This is a genomic window from Aerococcus christensenii (assembly GCF_001543105.1).
GTDB lineage: Bacteria > Bacillota > Bacilli > Lactobacillales > Aerococcaceae > Aerococcus > Aerococcus christensenii.
On record NZ_CP014159.1, the window covers coordinates 1007372 to 1031874 of the forward strand.

17 protein-coding genes, 12 tRNA genes and 2 rRNA genes are annotated in these 24503 nt (G+C 40.4%); 28 read left to right on the forward strand and 3 right to left on the reverse strand.

The genetic code is table 11. The features are described from left to right. The first annotated feature begins 119 nt into the window (after positions 1 to 119). From AWM71_RS04810 to AWM71_RS04890, 17 genes are all read left to right on the forward strand, one after another. Positions 120 to 3026 (forward strand): 23S ribosomal RNA (locus AWM71_RS04810). 67 nt (positions 3027 to 3093) lie between these two features. Next, positions 3094 to 3209, forward strand: a 5S ribosomal RNA gene (gene rrf, locus AWM71_RS04815). A 12-nt stretch (positions 3210 to 3221) separates the two neighbouring features. Beyond that, positions 3222 to 3295 (forward strand) — tRNA-Asn (locus AWM71_RS04820). A 31-nt stretch (positions 3296 to 3326) separates the two neighbouring features. Then, positions 3327 to 3413 (forward strand) — tRNA-Ser (locus tag AWM71_RS04825). An 8-nt stretch (positions 3414 to 3421) separates the two neighbouring features. Then, a tRNA-Glu gene (locus tag AWM71_RS04830) sits at positions 3422 to 3493 on the forward strand. A 7-nt stretch (positions 3494 to 3500) separates the two neighbouring features. Next, a tRNA-Val gene (locus AWM71_RS04835) sits at positions 3501 to 3573 on the forward strand. 5 nt (positions 3574 to 3578) lie between these two features. After that, positions 3579 to 3651, forward strand: a tRNA-Asp gene (locus AWM71_RS04840). Positions 3652 to 3661: 10 nt separating this feature from the next. Further along, positions 3662 to 3734 (forward strand) — tRNA-Phe (locus AWM71_RS04845). Between the two features lie 5 nt (positions 3735 to 3739). Beyond that, positions 3740 to 3820: transfer RNA gene (locus AWM71_RS04850), tRNA-Tyr, on the forward strand. Between the two features lie 24 nt (positions 3821 to 3844). Continuing rightward, positions 3845 to 3915: transfer RNA gene (locus tag AWM71_RS04855), tRNA-Trp, on the forward strand. 31 nt (positions 3916 to 3946) lie between these two features. Further along, a tRNA-His gene (locus AWM71_RS04860) sits at positions 3947 to 4019 on the forward strand. A gap of 7 nt (positions 4020 to 4026) precedes the next feature. Then, positions 4027 to 4098, forward strand: a tRNA-Gln gene (locus tag AWM71_RS04865). A gap of 39 nt (positions 4099 to 4137) precedes the next feature. After that, positions 4138 to 4209 (forward strand) — tRNA-Cys (locus tag AWM71_RS04870). A 14-nt stretch (positions 4210 to 4223) separates the two neighbouring features. Further along, positions 4224 to 4307, forward strand: a tRNA-Leu gene (locus tag AWM71_RS04875). A gap of 153 nt (positions 4308 to 4460) precedes the next feature. Then, positions 4461 to 5228 (forward strand): DUF4931 domain-containing protein, encoded by a 768-nt coding sequence (locus tag AWM71_RS04880; RefSeq protein WP_060776897.1) that lies wholly within the window; start codon positions 4461 to 4463, stop codon positions 5226 to 5228. A gap of 172 nt (positions 5229 to 5400) precedes the next feature. Next, positions 5401 to 6396, forward strand: a complete 996-nt coding sequence (locus AWM71_RS04885) for a D-2-hydroxyacid dehydrogenase (RefSeq protein WP_060776898.1) — start codon at positions 5401 to 5403, stop codon at positions 6394 to 6396. A 130-nt stretch (positions 6397 to 6526) separates the two neighbouring features. Continuing rightward, complete coding sequence (locus AWM71_RS04890) at positions 6527 to 7276, forward strand: beta/alpha barrel domain-containing protein (RefSeq protein WP_060776899.1); 750 nt, start codon at positions 6527 to 6529, stop codon at positions 7274 to 7276. A gap of 82 nt (positions 7277 to 7358) precedes the next feature. Here the strand turns inward: AWM71_RS04890 and AWM71_RS04895 are convergent, their stop codons facing one another. Next, positions 7359 to 7940 carry a xanthine phosphoribosyltransferase gene (locus tag AWM71_RS04895; RefSeq protein WP_060776900.1) on the reverse strand — a complete coding sequence of 194 codons (582 nt, stop codon included), beginning with the start codon at positions 7938 to 7940 and terminating at the stop codon, positions 7359 to 7361. A 185-nt stretch (positions 7941 to 8125) separates the two neighbouring features. On the opposite strand from AWM71_RS04895, the gene trmL reads away from it, so the two are divergent. The 7 genes from trmL (at position 8126) to radC (ending at position 17307) form a co-directional block, all read left to right on the forward strand. After that, positions 8126 to 8650 (forward strand): tRNA (uridine(34)/cytosine(34)/5-carboxymethylaminomethyluridine(34)-2'-O)-methyltransferase TrmL, encoded by a 525-nt coding sequence (gene trmL, locus AWM71_RS04900; protein ID WP_060776901.1) that lies wholly within the window; start codon positions 8126 to 8128, stop codon positions 8648 to 8650. 94 nt (positions 8651 to 8744) lie between these two features. Then, a complete protein-coding gene (locus tag AWM71_RS04905) occupies positions 8745 to 10823 on the forward strand; it encodes a transglycosylase domain-containing protein (RefSeq protein WP_060776902.1) in 2079 nt (692 codons plus the stop codon). A gap of 92 nt (positions 10824 to 10915) precedes the next feature. Then, entirely contained in the window at positions 10916 to 11287 is a 372-nt protein-coding gene (locus tag AWM71_RS04910) for a YlbF family regulator (RefSeq protein ID WP_060776903.1), read from the forward strand. 150 nt (positions 11288 to 11437) lie between these two features. Next, positions 11438 to 12712, forward strand: coding sequence for a metallophosphoesterase family protein (locus AWM71_RS04915; protein ID WP_060776904.1), 1275 nt, complete (start codon positions 11438 to 11440; stop codon positions 12710 to 12712). 4 nt (positions 12713 to 12716) lie between these two features. Beyond that, positions 12717 to 15476 (forward strand): ATP-binding protein, encoded by a 2760-nt coding sequence (locus AWM71_RS04920; RefSeq protein WP_060776905.1) that lies wholly within the window; start codon positions 12717 to 12719, stop codon positions 15474 to 15476. Between the two features lie 20 nt (positions 15477 to 15496). Then, positions 15497 to 16459 carry a 3'-5' exoribonuclease YhaM family protein gene (locus AWM71_RS04925; protein ID WP_236701106.1) on the forward strand — a complete coding sequence of 321 codons (963 nt, stop codon included), beginning with the start codon at positions 15497 to 15499 and terminating at the stop codon, positions 16457 to 16459. A 152-nt stretch (positions 16460 to 16611) separates the two neighbouring features. After that, a complete protein-coding gene (gene radC, locus AWM71_RS04930) occupies positions 16612 to 17307 on the forward strand; it encodes a RadC family protein (RefSeq protein WP_060776906.1) in 696 nt (231 codons plus the stop codon). A 10-nt stretch (positions 17308 to 17317) separates the two neighbouring features. Here radC and AWM71_RS04935 read toward each other — a convergent pair whose 3' ends face one another. Both AWM71_RS04935 and mnmM read right to left on the reverse strand, forming a co-directional pair. Then, positions 17318 to 18025 (reverse strand): hypothetical protein, encoded by a 708-nt coding sequence (locus AWM71_RS04935; RefSeq protein WP_060776907.1) that lies wholly within the window; start codon positions 18023 to 18025, stop codon positions 17318 to 17320. After that, on the reverse strand, positions 18015 to 18593 hold the full coding sequence (gene mnmM, locus AWM71_RS04940; protein ID WP_060776908.1) for a tRNA 5-(aminomethyl)-2-thiouridylate-methyltransferase MnmM: 579 nt from the start codon (positions 18591 to 18593) through the stop codon (positions 18015 to 18017). Before mnmM ends, AWM71_RS04935 begins: the two co-directional genes overlap by 11 nt. 146 nt (positions 18594 to 18739) lie before the next feature. Between mnmM and AWM71_RS04945 the strand changes: the two genes are divergently transcribed. The 4 genes from AWM71_RS04945 to nrdR all read left to right on the forward strand — a co-directional run bounded on the left by AWM71_RS04945 (position 18740) and on the right by nrdR (position 24495). After that, positions 18740 to 20233 (forward strand): LysM peptidoglycan-binding domain-containing protein, encoded by a 1494-nt coding sequence (locus AWM71_RS04945; RefSeq protein ID WP_060776909.1) that lies wholly within the window; start codon positions 18740 to 18742, stop codon positions 20231 to 20233. 143 nt (positions 20234 to 20376) lie between these two features. Then, the gene (gene polA, locus AWM71_RS04950; RefSeq protein WP_060776910.1) at positions 20377 to 23037 is read left to right on the forward strand and encodes a DNA polymerase I; all 2661 of its coding nucleotides are present in this window, start codon (positions 20377 to 20379) and stop codon (positions 23035 to 23037) included. Positions 23038 to 23055: 18 nt separating this feature from the next. Further along, positions 23056 to 23661, forward strand: coding sequence for a dephospho-CoA kinase (gene coaE, locus AWM71_RS04955; RefSeq protein ID WP_060776911.1), 606 nt, complete (start codon positions 23056 to 23058; stop codon positions 23659 to 23661). A 324-nt stretch (positions 23662 to 23985) separates the two neighbouring features. Continuing rightward, on the forward strand, positions 23986 to 24495 hold the full coding sequence (nrdR, locus tag AWM71_RS04960) for a transcriptional regulator NrdR (protein WP_060776912.1): 510 nt from the start codon (positions 23986 to 23988) through the stop codon (positions 24493 to 24495). The last annotated feature ends 8 nt before the right edge of the window (positions 24496 to 24503 follow it).

Genomic DNA, 24503 nt, shown 5'->3' on the forward strand with positions numbered 1-24503 from the left:
GTAAATTCCACCTTATTATTTCTACCAGGAGATAATAAGGAAACAAACCAATTTTTACCAAGCGTAAAAACCGAAAAAGAGTTTTAAAAAACTTTTCGCAATCATACAACTTAACCAGTGGTTAAGTGAATAAGGGCGTACGGTGAATGCCTTGGCACTAGGAGCCGATGAAGGACGGGACGAACACCGATATGCTTCGGGGAGCTGTAAGTAAGCTTTGATCCGGAGATTTCCGAATGGGGGAACCTCATTGTTTTAATCGACAATGGCAAGTAAGTGAATACATAGCTTATGATGTGGTAGACGTGGTGAACTGAAACATCTCAGTAGCCATAGGAAAAGAAAGAAAAATCGATTTCCTAAGTAGCGGCGAGCGAACGGGAAAGAGGCCAAACCAAAGTGCTTGCACTTTGGGGTTGTAGGACTGAAGGAAGGTATGACAAGATCTAGCCGAATGATTTGGGAAAATCAATCGAAGAAGGTGAAAATCCTGTAGGCGAAAGATCGCGGCAGCCTGTCAGTATCCTGAGTACGGCGGTACACGTGAAATTCCGTCGGAATCCACCGGGACCATCCGGTAAGCCTAAATACTACCTAGTGACCGATAGTGAACCAGTACCGTGAGGGAAAGGTGAAAAGCACCCCGGGAGGGGAGTGAAAGAGTACCTGAAACCGTATGCCTACAAGCAGTCAAAGCCCGTTAAAGGGTGATGGCGTACTTTTTGTAGAACGGACCGGCGAGTGACGATAGCAAGCAAGGTTAAGCGGAAGAAGCGGAGCCTTAGCGAAAGCGAGTCTGAATAGGGCGTCAAGTTTGTTGTCGTCGACCCGAAACCAAGTGATCTACCCATGTGCAGGGTGAAGGTGTGGTAAAACACGCTGGAGGCCCGAACCCACGTCTGTTGAAAAAGGCGGGGATGACGTGTGGGTAGCGGTGAAATTCCAATCGAACTTGGAGATAGCTGGTTCTCTCCGAAATAGCTTTAGGGCTAGCCTTGGATGATGACTATTGGAGGTAGAGCACTGTTTGATCGAGGGGTCCATCTAGGATTACTGACATCTGATAAACTCCGAATGCCAAAAAGTTTTAGTCCAGGAGTCAGACGGCGAGTGATAAGATCCGTTGTCGAAAGGGAAAGAGCCCAGACCACCAGCTAAGGTCCCAAAGTATCAGTTAAGTGGAAAAGGATGTGGGGTTGCACAGACAACTAGGATGTTGGCTTAGAAGCAGCCATCATTTAAAGAGTGCGTAATAGCTCACTAGTCGAGTGACCCTGCGCCGAAAATGTACCGGGGCTAAACTGAACACCGAAGCTGTGGATCCGTGAGGATGGTAGGAGAGCGTTCTATAGGCAGAGAAGCTGGATCGTGAGGACCAGTGGAGCGTATAGAAGTGAGAATGCCGGTATGAGTAGCGAAAGACGGGTGAGAATCCCGTCCACCGAATGACTAAGGTTTCCTGGGGAAGGCTCGTCCTCCCAGGGTAAGTCGGGACCTAAGCCGAGACCGAAAGGGATAGGCGATGGACAACAGGTTGAGATTCCTGTACTTGTTTTATTTGTTTGAGCGAAGGAAGGACACAGGAGGCTAAGCTGAGCGCGGAGATGGAAAGACGCGTCCAAGCAGTAAGTGTGATGGTGAGTGAAAGGCTTGCCACAGAGTACACAAGCTGTGACGGGGAGAGAAATCAAGTATCGAAGCAGCCGATGTCACACTGTCAAGAAAAGTTTCTAGTGAGAATAAAGCAACCCGTACCGCAAACCGACACAGGTAGTCGAGTGGAGAACACTAAGGTGAGCGAGCGAACTCTCGTTAAGGAACTCGGCAAAATGACCCCGTAACTTCGGGAGAAGGGGTGCTGACCGCAAGGTCAGCCGCAGTGAATAGGCCCAAGCGACTGTTTATCAAAAACATAGGTCTCTGCCAAATCGGAAGATGACGTATAGAGGCTGACGCCTGCCCGGTGCTGGAAGGTTAAGAGGAAGGGTAAGCTTTCGAGCGAAGCTCTGAATTGAAGCCCCAGTAAACGGCGGCCGTAACTATAACGGTCCTAAGGTAGCGAAATTCCTTGTCAGGTAAGTTCTGACCCGCACGAAAGGCGTAACGATTTGGGCACTGTCTCAACGAGAGGCTCGGTGAAATTGTAGTACCAGTGAAGATGCTGGTTACCCGCGACAGGACGGAAAGACCCCATGGAGCTTTACTGTAGGTTGATATTGAATGTTTGTGTGACATGTACAGGATAGGTAGGAGCCGAAGAGATCGGGACGCTAGTTTCGAAGGAGGCACCCGTGGGATACTACCCTTGTGACATGACCATTCTAACCCGCGACCATAATCTGGTCGGGAGACAGTGTCAGTCGGGCAGTTTGACTGGGGCGGTCGCCTCCTAAAGAGTAACGGAGGCGCCCAAAGGTTCCCTCAGAATGGTTGGAAATCATTCGAAGAGTGTAAAGGCAGAAGGGAGCTTGACTGCGAGACCTACAAGTCGAGCAGGGACGAAAGTCGGGCTTAGTGATCCGGTGGTTCCGCATGGAAGGGCCATCGCTCAACGGATAAAAGCTACCCTGGGGATAACAGGCTTATCTCCCCCAAGAGTTCACATCGACGGGGAGGTTTGGCACCTCGATGTCGGCTCATCGCATCCTGGGGCTGAAGTCGGTCCCAAGGGTTGGGCTGTTCGCCCATTAAAGCGGTACGCGAGCTGGGTTCAGAACGTCGTGAGACAGTTCGGTCCCTATCCGTCGCGGGCGTTGGAAATTTGAGAGGAGCTATCCTTAGTACGAGAGGACCGGGATGGACACACCGCTGGTGTACCAGTTGTTCCACCAGGAGCACAGCTGGGTAGCTATGTGTGGACGGGATAAGCGCTGAAAGCATCTAAGCGTGAAGCCCCCCTCGAGATGAGATTTCCCATCTCAATAAGAGAGTAAGACCCCTGAAAGACGATCAGGTAGATAGGTTCGGAGTGGAAGCCTAGTAATAGGTGAAGCGGACGAATACTAATCGGTCGAGGACTTATCCAAAGGAAAAGTTGTATGACAAAGAGGAAGAGACTATAGATTCAGTTTTGAGCGAATAAGGCTCATATTGTGCGGTGACGATAGCAAGAAGGATACACCTGTTCCCATACCGAACACAGAAGTTAAGCTTCTTAGCGCCGAATGTAGTTGGGGGTTTCCCCCTGTGAGACTAGGACGTTGCCGTGCAATTCTTTTTATTCCGCAATAGCTCAGTTGGTAGTAGCGCTTGACTGTTAATCAAGATGTCGTAGGTTCGAGTCCTACTTGCGGAGTTTTGGCGAGTAATCCTATGGCATAGATATTGGAGAGTTGTCCGAGAGGCCGAAGGAGCACGGTTGGAAACCGTGTAAACGGGAAACCGTTTCAAGGGTTCGAATCCCTTACTCTCCGTTAATGTTGGCCCGTTGGTCAAGCGGTTAAGACACCGCCCTTTCACGGCGGTAACACGGGTTCAAATCCCGTACGGGTCATAAAATTGGAGAATTAGCTCAGCTGGGAGAGCATCTGCCTTACAAGCAGAGGGTCGGGGGTTCGAGCCCCTCATTCTCCATTTAAGGTCCGGTGGTGTAGGGGTTAACATGTCTGCCTGTCACGCAGAAGATCGCGGGTTCAAATCCCGTCCGGACCGTTTCTCATTTGGTCTGATAGCTCAGTTGGTAGAGCACTTGATTGAAGCTCAAGGTGTCGGCAGTTCGATTCTGTCTCGGACCATATAGGGAGGGATAGCGAAGCGGCCAAACGCAGCGGACTGTAAATCCGTTCCTTCGGGTTCAGAGGTTCGAATCCTCTTCCCTCCATATAAAATTCTCATTTGTGAGAATAGGGACATAGTTTAACGGTAAAACTACGGTCTCCAAAACCGTCAATCTGGGTTCGATTCCTAGTGTCCCTGTTACATAGAAATATGTAAAAAACTGAAAATGGCGAACGTGGCGAAGTGGTTAACGCATCGGTTTGTGGCACCGACACGCGGGGGTTCGATTCCCCTCGTTCGCCCTTTTATTGGGGTATCGCCAAGCGGTAAGGCAACAGACTTTGACTCTGTTATGCGTTGGTTCGAATCCAGCTACCCCAGTTTTATTATATCTAGTGATATATTATGATTAGGTATAGTGGCGGTATAGCCAAGTGGTAAGGCACGGGTCTGCAAAACCTTTATGCGCCGGTTCAAATCCGGCTACCGCCTTTTGTATATATCATGCCGGCGTGGCGGAATTGGCAGACGCGCGGGACTCAAAATCCCGTGCCTTCACGGGCGTGTGGGTTCGACCCCCACCGCCGGCACTAAGAAAAGCCCAGAAATGATCATTTTTCGACGTTTCTGGGCTTTTTTATTGCTCAATTGATAAGTTGAAGAAGCTGACAAAAAAGTTATTTTTATTTATACTAATGTCTGAAGATAAAGAGAAGTTTTAAATTTTAGGAAGGAAAAATAAAGTGAAAAAGCCTCTTATTTTTAATCATCAAATTGCCTTAAAGAAGCCAGAAAATATTCGAAATAAAGAGGCATATTGTCCTTTCTGTGATGTGGCACATTTGAAGCAAATCTTTAGGCAAGAGGGCCAAAAAATTTGGTTAATGAATAAGTACCGTACGTTTGAGGATGCCTATCAAACGATCATTATAGAATCGTCTGAGCATTGGAAAGATATTTCTTCGTATAATCAAAGTGAAAATCGCTCGATTTTTAGATTTACGTTTGATTGTTGGTTGGAAATGCTACATGATGATCGATTCCATAAGGTTCTCTTTTTTAAAAATCATGGACCACTTTCAGGTGGGAGTATTCGCCATCCTCATTTTCAAATTGTAGGTTTACAAAATAAGGAAAACGAGGATGAAGTGACTATAGAAAATTTAAAGGGAGTAGAAGTGGTTTCTAAAGGTTCGGTAAGCGTAAATATATCCACTGCTCCGATAGTTGGAGCCAATGAGTTTAATGTGTTTATTGGAAATTTAGAAGACTTAGATATTTTTGCGGATGCTGTTCAGGGAATTGTAAGATATGTTTTAAAACATACTTTTTTCGCAAACTCAGATTCTTATAATTTATTTTTCTATGCCATGGCAGGAGGTTACTATTGTAAAGTTATGCCACGATTTATAACGAGTCCGTATTTTATAGGTTTTAAAATGAGTCAAGTATTAAGACCAGAGGAGTTAGTGAAAATTGCTGAACAGATAAAGCCATTCCTTCCCCTTTGAATAAAGGAAAGTGGCTTTATTTTTTTATTTGTGAAATTTTGATTAGCCTTTAGAATATTCAAGATAAGTATTGACTTTCGATAACTTGCTTTATACAATGAGACCTGTGATTACATAAAGGTTTTATATCTATCTTTATGTGATTAACTGAACGTAGGAAAGGAAAGTAAAAATGACAAAGATTTATATGTATGGTGTCAGTGAACAAGAACGCGAATCAGCACAACGTTGGGGAGAAGAGAACAATATCGAATTGTTCTTAGACGAAGATATTTTAATGGCTGATACAGTTGATCGTTGTAAGGGATACGATGGTGTCAGCACATATCAATACACTCGTTTAGATGATGCTGTTTATCCAAAATTAAAAGAATTCGGCATCAAAAACATTGCACAACGTATGGCAGGATTTGATCCTTATAACTTAGAATTAGCAAAAGAAAATGACGTGATCATTTCTAACGTTCCTGCTTATTCTCCAGAATCTATTGCTGAATATTCAGTGGGTCAAGCTATTAACGGTATCCGTAATCTTTATACAATTAATCACCATTCTTTAAACCATGATTTCCGTGAATCTTTATTTATTCGTGGTTCTCGTGTAGGTGGTAAGACAGTTGCTATTTTAGGAACTGGACGTATTGGTCAAGCAACTGCTCGTTTATTTAAAGGGTTAGGTTGTAAAGTTATTGGATATGACCTTTATCCAAACGATAAATTAGGCGACTTGTTGGAATATCGTGACACACCAGAAGATTGTGTAAAAGAAGCAGATATTATTTCTTTACATATGCCAGCAACTGACGATACCTATCATATGTTTGATACAGATATGTTCAAATTATGTAAGAAAGGCGCTATCTTAATCAATGCAGGGCGTGGGGTTTTAGTAGATACAGAAGCTTTATTAGATGCCTTAGATGAAGGTCATTTATCTTTTGCAGCTTTAGATACTTACGAACATGAATTTGAATATGTCAAACATGATTACCAAACAAAAGCTATCACTGATCAAACCTTCTTACGGTTATTACATCACCCACTTGTTAGCTACACTCCACACATTGCTTACTATACAGATGAAGCTGTTCAAAACATGGTCTTCCACGCTTTAAACGCAACGAAATCTGTGATTGAAACAGGGGATACTAAATTACGTGTTAACTAATGTCAGTTTGACCATGAAGATGATCCATTGAAAGGAAAGAAGAGTTGGCTTTAGGCTAGCTCTTCTTTTTAATTTCTCATAAGCGGATTAAGTGGTACAATATGCAAAAACAAGGAGTAGGAGATTTGATATGTCAAATAAAAAAACGAGCATCAAAAAAGTAAATTCAGCTCTAAGAGAGGGACTAGTAATGGTTCCTGAAGTCATTCAAGAAGCTCCAGGTATTCAGGTATTTGGACACATTTTGAAGTCTTTTCTATATTCTACAGATGTAGCGACGATTACTTACTCTAATGCGGATGCGATTTTGGCCGTCTATCCACAAACTCCCCATCCTAGCATTATTTCAGCGATTCTTCAAGTTTCTACTCAGCCTGTCTTCGCTGGAGTAGGTGGTGGAAAAACTAATGGAATGAGGAGTGTAGAGATCGCTTTATTATCCGAAGCAGAAGGTGCTATTGGAGTAGTATGTAATGCTCCTATGCCGATAGAAACAATTCAAGCCATTGAAGATAGAATTGACTCTCCGATTATTTCAACTGTCCTTTCGGAATATGATCTGGTGGAGAAATTAAAGAGTGGGGTAGATATTTTCAATGTGGCCAATGGGCGTGAGACGCCAGATCTAGTCAGACGAGTTCGTCAACAGTTTCCAGATATTCCTATTATAGCCACAGGTGGGAAGACGGAAGAAAGCATTCGTGCTGTTATTGAAGCGGGGGCGGATGCAGTTTCTTGGACGCCACCAACAAATGTTGAGTTGTTTCAATCGATTATGAGTAAGTATCGTAAGCAGTCAGAAGCTCAATTTAAATCCTCACATGAGGGCTTAACTTTGGATGATTATGAGGAGAAATATGGACAGGTAGAGGACGAATAAAAAGAATTAGTCTATAAAATAAAAAACGTCTTAGAAAGTTGAACCTTTCTAAGACGTTTTTTATTTTATAGAGAGAAAAGGGCTAATGTCCCTCTGCAAAGGTTAGAGTTTCGTTCTCTAAGGAAGCAATCCGAACGACTGAATAGATGTCTACGCCATGATCTACGATTCTTTGACGACCATCTTGGAAAGATTTTTCAATACAGATCCCCACACCTACAATTGTGGCATTAGCTTGTTCAGCAATGTTAATGAGGCCCATAGCAGCTTCACCATTAGCTAAGAAATCATCGACAATAAGCACACGATCCTCTTGATTGAGGTATTGTTTACTGATAACAACATGTGAATCAGTATTTTTGGTATAGCTGTGAACGATTGTTCCGTAGGTTTCGTCGTTTTGTAAGGTAGAAGGTTTTTGTTTTTTAGCAAAAAGCATAGGAACGCCGAGTTTAGCAGCTATGGTAATGGCTGGAGCGATCCCACTTGCTTCAATAGTGAGTACTTTGGTAATTTTTTTGTCACCGAAGTGAGTAAGTAATTCATCCGCAATATTTCCAATAACGATAGGATCAATTTGATGGTTAAGGAAGGAATCTACTTTCAAAACATTATTAGGAAAAACCTTACCATCTTCTAAAATACGTTGTTTTAAATCTGACACCGTTATATCCTCCTTAATGATGCATGGGTTACAGTTCTTTTATTTATCTATTGTAACTCTTTTAGTCTTAAAAAGCGAACGTTTTGTTACAGAAGTTAAATATATTTCGTAAATATGTGAATTCTTTATTATCTACTTAATTTGGAGTATAATAAAGCGAATTTTTATGAAGGAGAATAGAAGGAATGACTAATCATATTGTATTATTTGAACCTGAAATTCCAGCAAATACGGGAAATATTTCAAGAACATGTGCCGCAACAGATACGCACCTCCATTTGATCGAACCCTTGGGCTTCCAGGCAGATGATAAACATCTTAAACGTGCGGGACTAGATTATTGGGATGCTGTATCAATTACTTACCATGAAAATTTAGAGGCGTTTATGAATTATTTAGGAGATCGTCCTCTCTTTTTAGTGTCTAAGTTTGCAACGAGAGATTATACAGATATTGACTATACTGATCTTGGAGATGATATTTTCTTGATGTTTGGGAAGGAAACGACAGGCCTACCAGAAGAATTTATGCGAGAACATCAAGGCCAATGTATTCGTATTCCAATGGATGATACTCATGTAAGATGCTTAAATTTGTCGAACTGTGCAGCTATTTGTATTTATGAAGTTTTACGTCAGCAAAATTTTAATCAGTTAGAACGCGTACATCTTTATCCCAAAGATAAATTAGCCTATTTAAAGAAGCCCTAAAAAGTCTATAAAAAAAGGTAAATTTCCTAAAGGACACTTAGTTTTTGAAAAGGGATAGGGTAAACTAAATTTAAAGTATAGAGAGGAGGCAGGCATGAAATCAGAAGATATCACGAAACTAACAGAGAAGGTATCTTTTAAAGAGAGATTTAAGGCGTGGAATAGACGTTGTCATTTAGTAAAATGGATACTTTTTCTGGGATTGTTGGGAGGATTTATTTTTGAATCTTATCTCGTCATAGGGGCTAAGTTGACGGATGTGGATAATTTGCAAAATAAGTTGCAATTAACGACAGAAGTCTTTGACCGAAATAACCAATCAGTAGGAGAATTAGCAGACGGTAAAGGCACTTATGTGACTTTGGAACAGATTTCTCCAAATATTCAAAAGGCCGTCATTTCGACAGAAGACCATCGATTTTATCAGCATCATGGTTTCGATTTGATAGGGATTGGGAGAGCTTTAGTTGGATTTGTGATTCATCGAGGGAATGTTGTTGGAGGAGGGTCCACTTTAACGCAACAACTGGTGAAGAACTCTTTTTTGACGAATGAACAGAGCCTTCTAAGGAAATTCAAAGAATTATTTATTGCTTTGGAAGTAGAGAAAAAGTACTCAAAAGAAGAAATCTTAGAGATGTATTTGAACCATAGCTATTTTGGAAATGGGGTTTATGGGGTAGAGGATGCTTCTCAAAAGTACTTTGGAACATCAGCGAAAGATATAAGTGTCAGCAATGCGGCAGTATTAGCAGGAGCACTTAAAGCCCCTAGCCTTTATAATCCTATTGATAATTATGAAAAGACGAAAAACCGTCGAGATACAGTCCTTGGCTTAATGGTGGATAATAAAGTCTTAAACAATGAAGAAGAACAGAAGGCGGTTCAAACCAAACTGCCTAAAATGAATAATCCGGTCAAAAGTGAACAGTCGCCTTATCCTTATTACTTTGCTGGGGTGTTAGAAGAGGCCATGAATAAGTATGGATTATCTGAAGAAAAGATTATGAACGGGGGATATAAAATCTATACCTGTTTGAATCCTTCTTATCAAAAGCCTTTGGAAGCTACCTACCATAATAAGCGACTGTTTCCGATGAATCCTACCGGAGACACTTCTCAAAGCGCTACTGTGGTCTTAGATCCTTATAATGGAGGAGTACTCGCTTCTGTAGGTGGGGTAGGCGATTATTCTTTTAGAGGCTTTAATCGTTCGACACAGATGAAGCGGCAACCGGGTTCTATTTTAAAACCGTTAAATGTCTATGTCCCAGCCCTAGAATCAGGGTATAAAATCAATTCTATTGTTCCAGACGAAGTTCGATCCTATGGGGAGGACAACTACAGACCAGAAAATTGGAATTTCCAATATCAAGGCAAGTTGCCCCTATGGCAAGCTTTAGCACTTTCTAAAAATACGAGTGCCGTGTGGTTAATGAACCAGGTGGGCGTGAATAAGTCTATGAAAAAATTAGATGATTTTGGAATTCCTTATGGCCAAGAAGACTTATCTTTAGCTTCCGCTTTAGGGGGGCTCACGAATGGGGTATCACCTATCCAAATGGCTTCAGCTTATACCACGTTTGCCAATAATGGCAAACGGTCAGAAGCCTATTTCATCACCAAGATTATAGGCCCTAACGGAAAAGAAATTGTACACGAGCAAGCCCCTAAGCAAAAAAATGTCATTTCCCCTGAATTAGCCAAACAAATGACGAGCATGATGCTAGCAGTTTATGACGGGCAATACACTGGAGCAATTTGTGAACCTGCGGGGTATCAAGTAGCTGGTAAAACAGGGACTGTGGAATTAACGCTCGGTAATAAGAATTTAGCAGGCTATAATGATGAATGGTTTGTGGCGTATACGCCAGATGTTGTGGTGACCAGCTGGTATGGTTTTGATCAAACCACTGAAAAGAACTATTTAGCGGCAAATGCACCCGTGACTTCTCACATTTCTTTTAAACAGGTGTTAACTGGAGTGTTAAATGCAAGCCCTCGAACGCCATTCAAAATTCCTTCTGCAGCTAATCAAAATTACGGAGGAAGTTACTCTTCATCCAGCGATAAAGATGATAAAAAGAAGAATGTTAAGAAAAAGAAAGAATTGATTGATAAGGTCATTCGGGAAGGAAAAGATCTTATGAAGCAATTTAAACGTATTTTCTAATAAGAGATTAAGAAAGCAAAAAACGTCTAGTAGCTTTTCAAATAAGTGGTTTAATGGTATAGTGATAAAAATGACAAAGAGGAGAGATTCTGTTGGTAAATATTTATGACACAATTAATGAATTAGAACGTAATGTACGCAATTTAGAAGCTTACAACGATTTAAATCAAGCCATGGATGCTGTACTTAAGAACGAAGAAGCACGTCAAATTTATATCGAATTCAGAAACTATCAATTGGCTTTACAAAGTAAAATGATGGTTGGAAAAGAACCGAGTGAAGACGATATGAAGAAAGCTCAAGAAATGCAAGAATCTTTAGGGAAAAATGAGCTTTTAAGTGACTTAATGAAAAAAGAACAAGCCTTAAATAAATACGTTGAAGATGTTAATCAAGCGATTATGCGCCCAATTCGTGAAATTTATAATAAGGCCAATCAAAAAATGGATGTTAAGGAAGACTAAGTCTTTTACCTCGAAAAGCAGCCGATCACTTATCGGCTGCTTTTCTTTTTATAAAAAGAAAGTAGAAGCCCTGAAGCTATAATCTGCCTACCACTAGCTTTGAAATTATGCTAAACTATTAAGGTGAATGTAAAGAAGGGAGAAGGGCTGATGATTCGGTTTATCCATGCGGCAGACCTGCATTTAGGGCAACCCATGAAAAAGATAAAAACACAAAATAAAAAATTATACCATTCTCTCTTAAAGGCAACAGAAGAAAGTTTTTTCCGATTGATTGATATTGCTATCAACGAAAAGGTGGATTTCGTATTGTTGGCAGGAGATCTTTATGATAATCCTAAGGGAAGTTTGCAAGAACAGTTCTTGTTGAAGCAAGGCTTAGACCGGTTAGCTCAAGCTAATATCAAGACTTTCATGCTTTTCGGAAACCACGATCACTTGGCAATGGCTCAAGATCATTTGCGCTTCCCAGAGGAAGTAACGGTCTTCCCGAGGGAGATAACAACGGTCCACTTTACCAGTAAAAGTAAGGAAGAAGTGGCTATTACAGGTTTTTCTTATGATCAAAGGTGGATCCGAGAAGATATGGCAAGGAAATTCCCTAAAAGATTCGACAAAGCGGATTATCATTTAGGAATGTTTCATGGACAGGAGCGCCAAGGTCGGTCGGATAAGGATCATTATTGCCCCTTTACAAGAACATCTTTGGAAGAACTGGGCTATGATTATTGGGCACTCGGGCATATTCATAAGAGTCAAATCCTTCAAGCGAGGGTCCCTATTGTTTATCCAGGGAATATTCAAGGAACCCATTTTAAAGAAAAAGGTCCTAAGGGCGCTTGCTTAGTCACTTTATCTAAGGGAAGGGAAGCTGAGATAGAATTTGTAGAAACAACAGATTGGCAATTCTATGAACAGCCTATAAAACTTCCACTCTTGGATGGAGTGGATGATCTTAGAGAAGTCTTTGAAAGGACTTATCAAGAAGTGAAGCGAACGGCAGAGGAAGAAGGCTTGCATTTGTTAACGCAATTTTGCTTTCAACTTTCATTAACCGACAAAGATAACTTGCTTCTCTTGAAGAGATATGGGGAAGAGTTAATGGATCAGTTGCGCTGGCAAATAGACAATAAAGATAATAATTTTGTTGCTTACCCAATCACTTATAGTATAGAGGTAGATAGAAGCGAGCAAAAAAGAGTTTCGAATTTATACCAACAAGCACTTTTAGAAAAGTGGCAAGAGTATAAAGATCCAGCTAAATTTGAAGCTTTACTTCAAGCTTTATTTCGTCATTATCACTGGCAACGCTATCTAAAAAAAGAAGTGGATGATGAGCAATTTCAAGAAGATGTTTACCAACAAGCCCTGAATAAAATGGATTTATCGACGACAAATTATCGACAGAAACAGTGGAGGGATTAAGGAAATGAAAATTACCCAAATTGAAATTTATGGTTATGGCAAATTTGTTCAACGCCAATTTAAACTAGATAACCAATTTAATGCCTTTTTAGGCAATAACGGAGCGGGCAAGTCCACGTTGATGAGCTTTATTTTAAGTATTATGTTTGGTTTCCCTAATACAAGACGCAAAAATAACCGAAATTTTGATACCAATCCACAGGTCACTTTTGGGGGGAGAATTTTCTTTGAAGATACGCCTTTAGGAGAATGTGTGATTGAACGGACGAAGGCACAAGGCCACCAACAATTGTATCTTACTTTGACCGGACAAGAAAAAGAGGAAGTCAGTGATTTTGATCGCTTATTCGGTAACTTAAAACGGGAGGATTATCTGGCTTACTTTGGATTTACAGAACCTGATTTAATGCAATTTATTTGGGAGTCTGAAGAAGATTTTGCGCATTCCTTAATGAAGATGGGGGTAATAGGAGCAGATACGCCAGATGATCAGTCTGTTCAAGAGCTTAGGGATCATGCGGATCAAATCTATCGCCCTCAAGGACAAAATCCTTCACTCAATCAGTCCATGGATCAGTTTGTTGTGTTAGATCAGCAAGTTTCTAGCGCTCAAGAAGAGGAAGAGAGTTATTTTGAATTAGAGCAGACGCTGACACAAAATCAGGAAAATCTCACTCAGCTGCAAGAAGAAGAAGAAAAATTAAAGAAAGAAAGCATGGCTCTTCAGTTGGCTGATCAACAAAGTGAGGCAGATCAAGAACGGGTTCATTTAGGCTTTGAGTTAGCCCAATATAATGGCCCTCAATTCTCAGAAGGAGACCAAGATAATTGGAGCCTTCTTAAGACAAATTTAGCCTTTTACAACAGTGAATATGAAGAATTGAATCCAGACGGCGTGATGATTATGCCAAGTGGGGATGAAGAGACCGAAGAATTAGAGCCAGGTGTGCAATGGATGCAAGAGCATGCCGATCAGCTCAACGGCATGCTAAATCAAGCGAGAACTTATCAAGATCAAATTCAATCCAACTCTCAAATCCATGACAGTATCGTGGAAAAACGCTATCAAGAACAGAATTTATTACAAGCTCTAGGAGCAGAAAGTTTGGATGAATTGCCGGAAGACATGACGCCAGAGGAAAGAGAAGAATGGCAAAAGCGCCAGCAAGCCATTGACAGTCGCCGAGTTTTCTATCAAAATACCAAAGCTGGACTTCAAAGCCTTATGGGACAATCGGATTCTTTGGGAGAAGAACGTCAACAAATTAGCAATGACTACGAAAAATTTAAGGCAACGATTTATAAATATACCTCAACCTGGATTCGACCAGTAGGGATTGCTTTCTTAGGAACTGGAATTATTTTTTATGCCATTTCCTTACTCCATAAGAGTCCATTCTGGAAAGGTGCTGGTTTACCTGCTTTAATTATTGGTTTCTTATTCGTAGTGATTGGTTCTATCCAACAGTTGAAGGGGAAGTCCTACGTTCATCGAGAAGAAAAAGCTTATCAGTTAGATTTGAGAGATATTGATAGTGAAAAAGCTGAAATTCAACGGCAAATTGATAATCAAAATCAACAAATTAAAGAACTAGAGGAAGAATCTCAACAATTTACAGAAGAATTGATGGCCTTTATGCAAAGTAAGGGCGGAAGCGAGTATATCATGCCATTAGTATGGTTACAAACCGATTATGTTGAAAAAATTAACCAATTGGAAGAAGAAATTAATAATCTCCTTGACCAAACAGGAATGGGAGCGTTAAGTCAGGCTTATCAAGAAGAATGGACAAGTTATAAGCAAGCCATTAAATCGAGCTACTTGGCTTTAGATAGCCTCTATCGCCGGTTTGAAGAAGATTATCGAATTTATTGGGATAAAGTAGCTAGTGTTTCTCCAGAGGAACAAGCCATTAAGATAAAAACAGAGAAGTTAATCAGTTTGAACAAGCAAATTGATTACTTGAAAGGAATTCAGCAAAACTTCTTAGATCAATATGGGTTTAGTACAGAAGAAGAACTGAACGAAGCTTTTGAAATTTATAATGAATTTAAGAAAAAAGAAGAACGTTATAACTTCTTGAATGAAAATCTTAACCATGTGGCTTCAGAACTTAATCAAAGTAAACGTCCTTTGGAGGAGTTAATTCGTGAGAATGACGATCGCTTAGCAGATGTTCATCAAAGAGTGCAATCCCTCATGGAAGAAAATGCGAAGTTAGAGAACCAAATGGAAAACATGCGAAACAGCCAAGCCTTACAGGAACTCGAACAAGAAAGACAAAACACACTCGATGAAAGCTATGACCAAGCGGTAGACTGGGCATCTGATCAATTAGCAGCTCAAGTGATGCAAGAAGCCAGTGTAGGTCAAGGCAAAGACACTGTGGAGCGAGTACTGACGCAAGCTAACCGTTATCTCTTTGATTTGTCGAATAATAAATTTGAAAAATTACGTTACACCGAAAATTCTGTTGAAGTGTATCAAACTTTAAGTGGAGATTGGGAAAACGTTTCTCAACTTTCTCGTGGAGAAAAAGCACTTCTCTTTGTTGCTATGCGGTTTGCTTTCTTAGATGCTCAACTCGGTCATCAGGATCTCCCTATTCTCATTGATGAAGGATTTGCCCATTTAGATGCAGAATATCGTGATAATATTTATCGCTTCTTAAAAGAAAAGAGCACTTCTCGTCAAATGATTGTATTTACTTTTGATGAATCGATCACAGAAGGCATTTCAAACGAACAGGTCTGCTGGTTATAAGCTTAGAAAGGAAAATGTTCATGATGGATAATCGCCGCATTTACGATATCCCCAAACAGGAAAAATTTGAAATTTATATATTAATTAAAAATGTCCAGGTTTTGAAGGATAGAAATGATCGAGAATACATGGCGTTTACTTTCCAAGATAAATCTGGAACTATTGTGGGAATGTATTGGAGCGCTTTACCAGAAGAAGTGAAGAAGTTTACGAGTGGAACGATTGTCCGATTAAGAGGAATGCGTGATATTTATAATGGGCAGCCTCAAGTGAAGATTATTCAAATGAGAGTAGCAGAAGAAGGGCTATCTCCAAACGATTTTATTATCGAAGGACCTGTTTCTAAAGAAGAAATGCAAAAAGAAATTGCTGATACCATTAAAGAAATTGTGCACCCTAAAATTCGAGCCATTGTCCAGACCATTATGAGTCAGTATCGGGAGAGTTTTTATAGTTATCCAGCAGCTAAGAGCCATCACCATGCTTTTATTGGGGGATTAGGTTTTCATACCTTATCAATGCTCCGCCAGGCGAAGGCCATCGCTAACCAGTATCCAGTGATTGACAAGAGCTTGCTATATGGGGGAGTCATTCTCCATGATGCGGCGAAGGTGATTGAATTTAAGGATCCTCTAAGTGGGGAATATTCCCTTGAAGGCAATCTTATAGGGCACATTAGTTTGATGGGGCAAAAGATTAGTTTGGTAGCAAAACAGCTAGGCTATCAACAAAAAGATGAGGCAGTGGTTCTCTTGAAGCATATGATTTTGGCCCATCACGGGGAATACGAATATGGAAGTCCTGTTCGCCCTCAACTTCTTGAAGCGGAAGTTTTACATCGAATTGATGACTTAGATGCTAAATTAAATATGATAGAGAATCATCTTAAAGAGGTAGAGCCTGGACATTTTAGTTCGAAAATCGTTGGTTTAGATAGTCGAACTTTCTATAAACCTGGAGACGAGTATCTTCAAGATAAATAAGTAATAAAAATCATCCAAGAATTGGTGTTGGTGCCTATTAAAACGGGCATTAGCACCATTTTTTGTTAAAGAGAGTAAGAATGAGAGAACGAAAAATTTAAAAATCAAAAAAAGAAAGAGAAAAAACGGGAGGATAGAGAGAGGTGGTTATAATGAAACAAGAAGATATTGGAATTGCCCTCCGAGATCTTCCCCAGTCTATTCGCCCAAGAGAAAGGTTAATATCGGAGGGACCTGAAGCACTTTCAGATTATGAGCTATTGGCTATTATCATTAGAAGTGGGGGCAAAAAAAATAGTGCTTTACGCATTGCAATGATGATGCTTCAAAGTTTTCAAACTTTATATCAAATGAGAGAGGCCTCGCTGGAAGAGTTGCAGGCTTTTGAAGGGGTGGGGTTAACCAAAGCTGTAGAACTCAAAGCCATGATGGAATTAGGAAAACGAATGACTTATGCTAAACAAGAAAAAAAAGGAGTCATTTTGTCGAGCGATCAAGCCAGTCAATTGTTTATAGAAGATATTGGCCATTATCAGCAAGAGAATGTGTTAGTATATTATCTAAATGTGAAAAACGAAATTATCAAAAAGAGAATTATATTTGTAGGGGGCTTGGCCTCTTCTGTGGCTCACCCGCGTGAAATTTACAGAGAAGCTGTTAAAGTGTCTGCTGCTCAAATCATTGTCGGACATAATCATCCTTCAGGAAATCCCGAACCCTCTCAAGCAGATATTGAATTTACTAAACGCTTATCAGAAGCGGGAAAATTACTTGGCATTGAGTTATTGGATCACATTATTGTAGGCATAGAAAAATCCCTCAGTCTAAGAGAAAGAGGAATTTTTTGAAAGCCTTATATTAAAAATCTAAGTCAAGTTGATTAAGCGCGTACTTGTAGTAGAGAGTAGCCATCAATAAGAGGAGCGTCCAATAAATTAAAAAGAGTAAGTCCGTTTTGAAAAAAAGTACAGCAAGTATTCCCGATAAAACAATACTCAATACAGATAGAGACCGTAAAGTTTTAGTAGAAGGCGTATCGAAATAGAAAGAACTCAGCAAGAAAAGTATACCTATCAGTAAGGCTAAGTAAGAGGGATGTATCCCTGTGCAAAATATGCCAACGGTTTGATATTCCATCAAATTCAAGGAAATAAGGATTTGACATGCGAAGACAATAGGGCAGAGGATAGGTGAAATTTTTTGAGAGAGAATAGGACTATGGCTGAGTACCCATAGAATGCTCATCAAACTCGCAGGCAGCCATCCGTTCAAGAGACTAGTGAACAATATCAAGCACAACAAGAGAATCTCCAATAGAATTAAATGTTTAGGCGTCATATGACGGTGAGTCAATGGAGCGTTGGTGAGTAAAAAGTAGAGAACCATGGTGCCAAAGCAGAAAAATAAAGTCACGAAAAAATTTGTCCATTTCCACTGAGGGAAAAGGTGCATGGTGACAATATTCGGCAAAAGAAAAAGGCCCCATAAGAGAAAATAAAAATAAAGTAAAGGATGCCCACCTTTAAATTTTTGGAAGGCTTTCAAGGGGTGGGAATTAAAGGACATGCGAAGGTCTCCTCTCTATGATAAATAATTTAGGCGGCTGATTTTTTTGATTAATAAATTCGAACTGCCCACAGGAAAATTGCTTTTGATCAATTTGGGATAAAAAGTGTTGAATAGCTTGATATTCTTCTTGACCGCCAGGGTGTTCGATATAGGAAGCAATGAGCAATAGAGCATTGGACTTTAAGCGATGAAGACACTGCTGAATGGCTTGACAGCTACTTTCGGCATGTGTAGTGAGCGTTTTATCCCCCTTGGGCAAGTAACCCAAATTAAAAATCACGCAATCAAAGCTAATTTGTGGACCAAGGATTTTATCAAGTTTGGCATGAGAGGCTTGAAAAAGGTGAACATTTTCTCCCAAATTCAACGCTTTGAGGCGCTCTTGAGTGGCTTGTAAGGCTTGGGGTTGAATATCAAAACCATAAACTTGGCCGCTTGGGCCCACTAATTGCGCTAAAAAAGCCGTATCATAGCCTCGACCAATCGTCGCATCAAGTACACAGTCCCCGACTTTTACATGGTCAAGAATCAGTTGGTGGGTAATTTGTACAATATTTTTAAACATAAAAACTCCTTTATAAAGTTTATTATAAACGATTTTAAATGAAAAGTAAGGAAGGATTCTAAGCTTTCTTTGTTTTACGCTTTCTTTTTTACCGCGCTTTGCTTTATAATAGAAAGGTAGAAACTCATAAAGGAGGACGGAGAGACATGACCCTTTTTGACCCTAGTTACTTAACTCATAAAAGAATCTTAAAGCAAAGTGCGGTATTACTAAGTTCAGTACTTGCCTTAGGTGGGCTCCATCAGTTAGTGCACCCCACATCAGCCCAAGCGGCAGAGCATAACAACTTACAGAAAACGAATAATGCTTTTTTAAATAAAATTTTACCTGACGCTTACGATTTAGCGAATAAAAATGATCTTTATGCTTCCGTGATGATGGCTCAAGCGGCCTTAGAATCGGGATATGGAAGCAGTCGCTTATCTCAAGCTCCCTATAATAATCTCTTTGGAATCAAGGGAAGCTATAAGGGACAATCTACTCGGATGAATACCTTAGAAGATGATGGACACGGAAATTATTACCAGATCAAAGATAGTTTTAAAAAGTATCCAAGTTATAGAGAATCTTTACAAGATTATGTAACGACTTTGAAGAAGGGACCATCCTGGAATCCGAATTACTATAAGGGCGCCTTTAAAAGCCAAACGAACTCTTATCGAGAGGCTACTGCTTGGTTAACGGGGCGGTATGCTACGGATACAGCCTATGCCGGCAAGCTGAATAGTATTATTGAAAGTAATGGGTTGACACGCTATGATCAAGTGAATCCAGCAGTCGAGAATTTAAAAGCTGAAGGGCAGCCGGCTGTCAAGAGCCAGTCTCGACTCCGTTCATCTGCTCCAGTGAATGAAGAAGTCAAAACTTATACCGTTCGTTCTGGGGATAGTTTATGGGCAGCTTCTCAAATTTTAGGAACCACTGTAGACGCTCTAAAAGCGGCCAATGGCTTAAAGTCAGACTTAATTTTCCCAGGGCAAGTGTTAAAATTAACCCCTTCTTCTTTCGCTTTGCAAGAAGAGGCTCCAAAAGAGCAAGTACAAAAGGAAGTGCAGCGACCAGAAAGCACTAAGTCTTATACGGTACAACCAGGAGATGGCTTATGGCGAGTCGCTCAAGCTTTAGGAACGACTGTTGAAGAGTTGAAACAAGCTTATGGATTAACTTCAAATCTCATTTTCCCAGGGCAAGTTTTCTCCGTTAAAACTTCAGGAACTGTAGAGGAAGTCCCTGCTCCTGTTCTGGAAAGCCAAAAAGCAGAAAAAGTGGAGACTCAGGTAATCGAAGAAGTTTCTTCACCACAAACCTATCAAGTTCAATCTGGAGATACTTTATGGAAAATTGCGCGGGATAATGGCTTGACAGTAGAACAATTGAAGCTAGCAAACAACTTGCAGTCTGATCTTATTTTTGTAGGACAATCCCTTCAATTAGCGGCTAGACCAGGGCAAGTCAAAATTTCAAAAGAAGAAGCTCCTGCCGCTCAGACTTCTTCTCAAGGAAACTATGTCATTCAATCTGGAGATACGCTTTCTCAAATTGCGGTCACTTATGGTGTAAGACTTGGAGATTTACTTCAAGCCAATGGCCTAAAAGTAAGTGATATTATTTATCCAGGACAAGTTCTGACATTACCATAACTGTGATTTTTGTAAAAAGCTGGCGATGTGGTAGCTTTTAGAATTAGCCGAAAGGTTGAATTCCTTGAAAGACCCGCGTCAGCTTTTCTTATGGTTTCAGTATGGTCTAAGAATAGAAAAATTTTTAGAAAGGAAGAAAAAGATTGACGCAATCGAACAAGTTACTTTTATTTGATGGAAGCTCTCTTGCTTTTCGTGCGTTTTATGGCTTGCATGATTTAGATCGCTTTAAAAATAAGGAAGGCCTGCATACCAATGCACTCTATGCTTTTCATTTAATGTTGACACATCTCTTAGAAGTGGAAAAGCCTACCCATGCTTTGGTAGCTTGGGATGCTGGAAAAACCACTTTCCGAACAAAAATGTACAAAGATTATAAAGGAGGCCGGGCCTCTACGCCTACTGAATTTAGGGAACAAATGCCTTTCTTTAACCGATTACTAGATGGATTCGGGATCTCCCATACGGAATTAGTGAATTACGAAGCCGATGATATTATTGGAACCCTAGCGATGCAAGCAGCAGAAAAAGGCTTGGAAGTTGTCATTGTTTCTGGAGATAAAGACTTAACACAGTTAGCTAGGGATCACGTCAGGGTGGAGATTACGCGCAAGGGAGTTACGCAATTAGCCACCTATACGCCAGAAAGTATTCTCCAAAATCAAGGCATTCGACCTGAACAAATTATTGATGTCAAAGCTTTAATGGGAGATAGTTCAGATAACTATCCTGGCGTCACTGGCATTGGAGAAAAAATCGCCCTAAAATTAATTCAAGATTTTGGCTCCGTCGAAGGGGTTTACGAAAATTTAGATCAAGTCACTGGAAAAAAGCGTTTAGAAAATCTAAAAAATGACAAAGAACAAGCCTTTCTCTCTAAGACGCTGGCCAAAATTATTTTGGATGCGCCCGTTGAAGTAAAAGTAGAGGAGCTGGCTATTCCTGATAAAAATATTCCTTTATTGACGGATTTTTACCGGGAGATGAACTTCAATCAATTCTTGACCCAATTACTAGGAGAAGAAAAGCAAGGAGAAATTTCTGAAAACCAAGACCTCTCAGTGGATTATGAATGGGTATCTGAAATCACAGAAGAGCAGATTCCCACAGAATCTGCTGCTTTCTATGTGGAAATGTTAGAGACCAACTATCATCTTGGAAAAATCCTTGCCCTCGTTTGGAAAAAGAAAGATAAGATTTATGGGGCATTCCCTGAAGTAGCATGGGCTTCAACCGCTTTTAAGGAATGGCTAGCAGACGAGACCCGAAAAAAGAAAGTCTTTGATAGCAAACGAACACGGATTATGTTAGAAAGAGCGGGAGTGACTTTTGAAGGGGTGGAAGAAGACCTCTTGATTGCGGCTTATTTGATCTATGCTAAAGATTTAAGCGGGGACCTTGCTCAAATTGCGATGGAATTAGGTCAAACCCAATTACCTTTTGAAGAGCAAATCTATGGAAAAGGCAAAAATCGCAGCCTTCCAGAAGATCAAACGAAAGTAGAAGCATATCTTGCCCAAAAGGTTGCTATGATAGATACTTTGTTGCCAATGCTTTGGAAGCGTCTAGAAGAAGATCAGTTGATGGATTTATATCGGCAAATGGAATTACCTTTAGCTAAGGTCTTGGCCAATATGGAAAGTCAAGGGATGTATGTATCTATAGATAGCCTAAAATCTTTGGCAGAAGAATATAAGGAACAACTTAAAGTCTTAGAAGAGGCGATTTATCAAGAAGCCGGAGAAAGCTTTAACATTAACTCTACCCAACAACTTAGTCATATTTTATTTGAAAAAATGGGACTGAAGGGGGGCAAGAAGACGAAATCCGGAAAGTATTCGACCGCTCAAGGAGAATTAGAAAAATTAAAAGGAGAAGCTATTATTGATTTGATTTTAGACTATCGCCAATTAGCTAAACTCCAATCGACTTATGTGGAAGGTATTCTAGATGATATTCATACCCAAGATCAGAAAGTGCATACGCGCTTTATCCAAACCCTAACCACGACAGGACGGTTAAGTTCGGCAGACCCTAATCTTCAAAATATTCCGATTCGAACAGAAGAGGGGCGAAAAATTCGGAAAGCCTTTCTATCAGAGAAAGAAGATTGGGTGATTTTCTCATCCGATTATTCTCAAATTGAATTAAGGGTATTGGCACATATGTCAGGAGATAAACACTTGAGAGAAGCCTTCCTAAAAGGGAAAGATATTCATACCGCTACTGCCAGCAAGGTCTTCCACAAACCAGAAGAAGATGTCAGTTCAGAGGAAAGACGAAAAGCCAAGGCCGTTAATTTCGGCATTGTGTATGGTATTAGTGACTATGGTCTCAGCCAAAATCTTCATATCTCTAGAGCAGAAGCCAAACAGTTTATAGACAAATATTTTGAAATTTATCCTGATGTAGCGAAATATATGACGCGAAGTGTAGAAGTGGCTAAAGAAAAGGGCTATGCCGAAACGCTCTTTCATCGGAGACGGTATTTGCCGGATTTGAAAGCTAAAAACTTTAATCTGCGCTCTTTTGCGGAAAGAACGGCTATGAATTCTCCTATCCAAGGCACCGCAGCGGATATCATCAAAGTGGCCATGCTCCATATGGCAAAAGTCCTAGAGAAGAGCGATTTAAAGTGCAATTTGTTATTGCAAGTCCACGATGAGTTGATTTTTGAAGTGGCTAAAAGTGACCTTGCTCGTTTAGAAGCACTTGTAAGGCAAGTGATGGAAGAAGCCGTGAGCCTTTCTATTCCTTTGGTTGTAGATTGTAACTACGGAAAAACCTGGTACGATGTCAAGTAAAGAAGTGGAGGATGAACAATGACCTATCGTTTGGGACTTACAGGTTCGATTGCAACAGGAAAGTCGACGGTTAGTCGCTATTTTAAACACTTAGGCTTTCCTGTCGTGGACGCAGATCTTGTGGCCCGCCAAGTCGTAGAGCCCGGAGAAGAAGGCTTAGAGGCCATCGTGAAGGAATTTGGAGAAGAGTATGTCTTCCCTAATGGCCTTTTAAATCGTAAAAAATTAGCGACAACGATTTTTTCAAACCCAGAAGCGCGAAAACGTCTTAATCGGGTGGTGCAACCTTGCATTCAGTCTAAAATAAAAGAAAAGGTGAAAAACTACGAGGCAGAGGGGAAAGACTTGATTGTTTTAGATATTCCACTGCTTTATGAGATGAAATATGAGCAAGAAGTGGATGCTGTCATGGTGGTTTATGTGCCGGAAAGTATCCAACTTAAGCGTCTAATGGCGAGAGATCATCTGGAGGAGTCAGAAGCCATTGAGCGAATGATTTCTCAAATGAATATTGAGCAAAAAGTCCGCCGAGCAGATGTTATCATTGATAATACGGATACTATCCACTCTACAGAACAGCAAGTGGAAGCTTGGCTAGCAATTAATGGTTTTGCCCCTTCATAATGAATGAAAATCAGGCATCCTCTTGGAGAGTTTAAGATCAGATACGATCTTTCTTAGCGACTCTTTAAGTCGGGATGCTTTTTTGAATTTTAGTAGGCGAGTCATTCTAGTCGATAAAAAGCATAATAATTTGTGATTTATAAGGGAAAAACAGAGGTTCTTGTTGAAGAATATGGACTTTTAAAGATATAATATAATAAGAAAAAGAGGAGGAAATAAAAGCAAAAAAGGATCCTTTCATCCAAAGTTTCACTGAAGAAAAAGGGACGCTCCTCCTCCCTTCCAGTAGGTTGAATAAGTTTGTATTAAGGAGGTTAAGGGAATATGCGATGCCCAAGATGCCATGAAAGTAACACGAAAGTGATTGATTCTAGGCCGGTAGAGGATAATTTCTCTATTCGGCGTCGTCGCTTATGTAGTCATTGTGATTTTCGCTTTACAACCTTTGAAAGTATTGAAGAAAAACCCCTTTTAGTCGTTAAGAGGGATGGAACTCGGGAAGAGTTTTCAGATAAAAAATTATTGCAAGGCTTGGTACGCTCTTGTGAGAAACGTCCAATTGCTTTGGAAACGTTGGAAAATGTTGTGAAGCAAATTGAGTCAGAGGTGCGACAAAAGGAACAAAATGAAGTGCCATCGACTTTAATTGGTGAGATGGTTATGGATATTCTGCCTTCTATTGATGAAGTGGCTTATATCCGTTATGCGAGTGTGTATCGGCATTTTGAAGATCCAACAGTCTTTTTAGAAGAGATCAAGCAACTCAAAGCAATGCAAGCCTCGAACGAAGATAAAACACGCGAAGAAGCTAAGGGAAAGACAGAAGAGAATTAAAACAAAGA

Coding starts and splice junctions, on each gene's coding strand:
- AWM71_RS04885 (WP_060776898.1), top strand. CDS start 5,401: ATGACAAAGATTTATATGTATGGTGTCAGTGAACAAGAACGCGAATCA.
- AWM71_RS04890 (WP_060776899.1), top strand. CDS start 6,527: ATGTCAAATAAAAAAACGAGCATCAAAAAAGTAAATTCAGCTCTAAGA.
- trmL (WP_060776901.1), top strand. CDS start 8,126: ATGACTAATCATATTGTATTATTTGAACCTGAAATTCCAGCAAATACG.
- AWM71_RS04905 (WP_060776902.1), top strand. CDS start 8,745: ATGAAATCAGAAGATATCACGAAACTAACAGAGAAGGTATCTTTTAAA.
- AWM71_RS04915 (WP_060776904.1), top strand. CDS start 11,438: ATGATTCGGTTTATCCATGCGGCAGACCTGCATTTAGGGCAACCCATG.
- AWM71_RS04920 (WP_060776905.1), top strand. CDS start 12,717: ATGAAAATTACCCAAATTGAAATTTATGGTTATGGCAAATTTGTTCAA.
- AWM71_RS04925 (WP_236701106.1), top strand. CDS start 15,497: ATGATGGATAATCGCCGCATTTACGATATCCCCAAACAGGAAAAATTT.
- radC (WP_060776906.1), top strand. CDS start 16,612: ATGAAACAAGAAGATATTGGAATTGCCCTCCGAGATCTTCCCCAGTCT.
- AWM71_RS04935 (WP_060776907.1), bottom strand. CDS start 18,025: ATGTCCTTTAATTCCCACCCCTTGAAAGCCTTCCAAAAATTTAAAGGT.
- mnmM (WP_060776908.1), bottom strand. CDS start 18,593: ATGTTTAAAAATATTGTACAAATTACCCACCAACTGATTCTTGACCAT.
- AWM71_RS04945 (WP_060776909.1), top strand. CDS start 18,740: ATGACCCTTTTTGACCCTAGTTACTTAACTCATAAAAGAATCTTAAAG.
- coaE (WP_060776911.1), top strand. CDS start 23,056: ATGACCTATCGTTTGGGACTTACAGGTTCGATTGCAACAGGAAAGTCG.
- nrdR (WP_060776912.1), top strand. CDS start 23,986: ATGCGATGCCCAAGATGCCATGAAAGTAACACGAAAGTGATTGATTCT.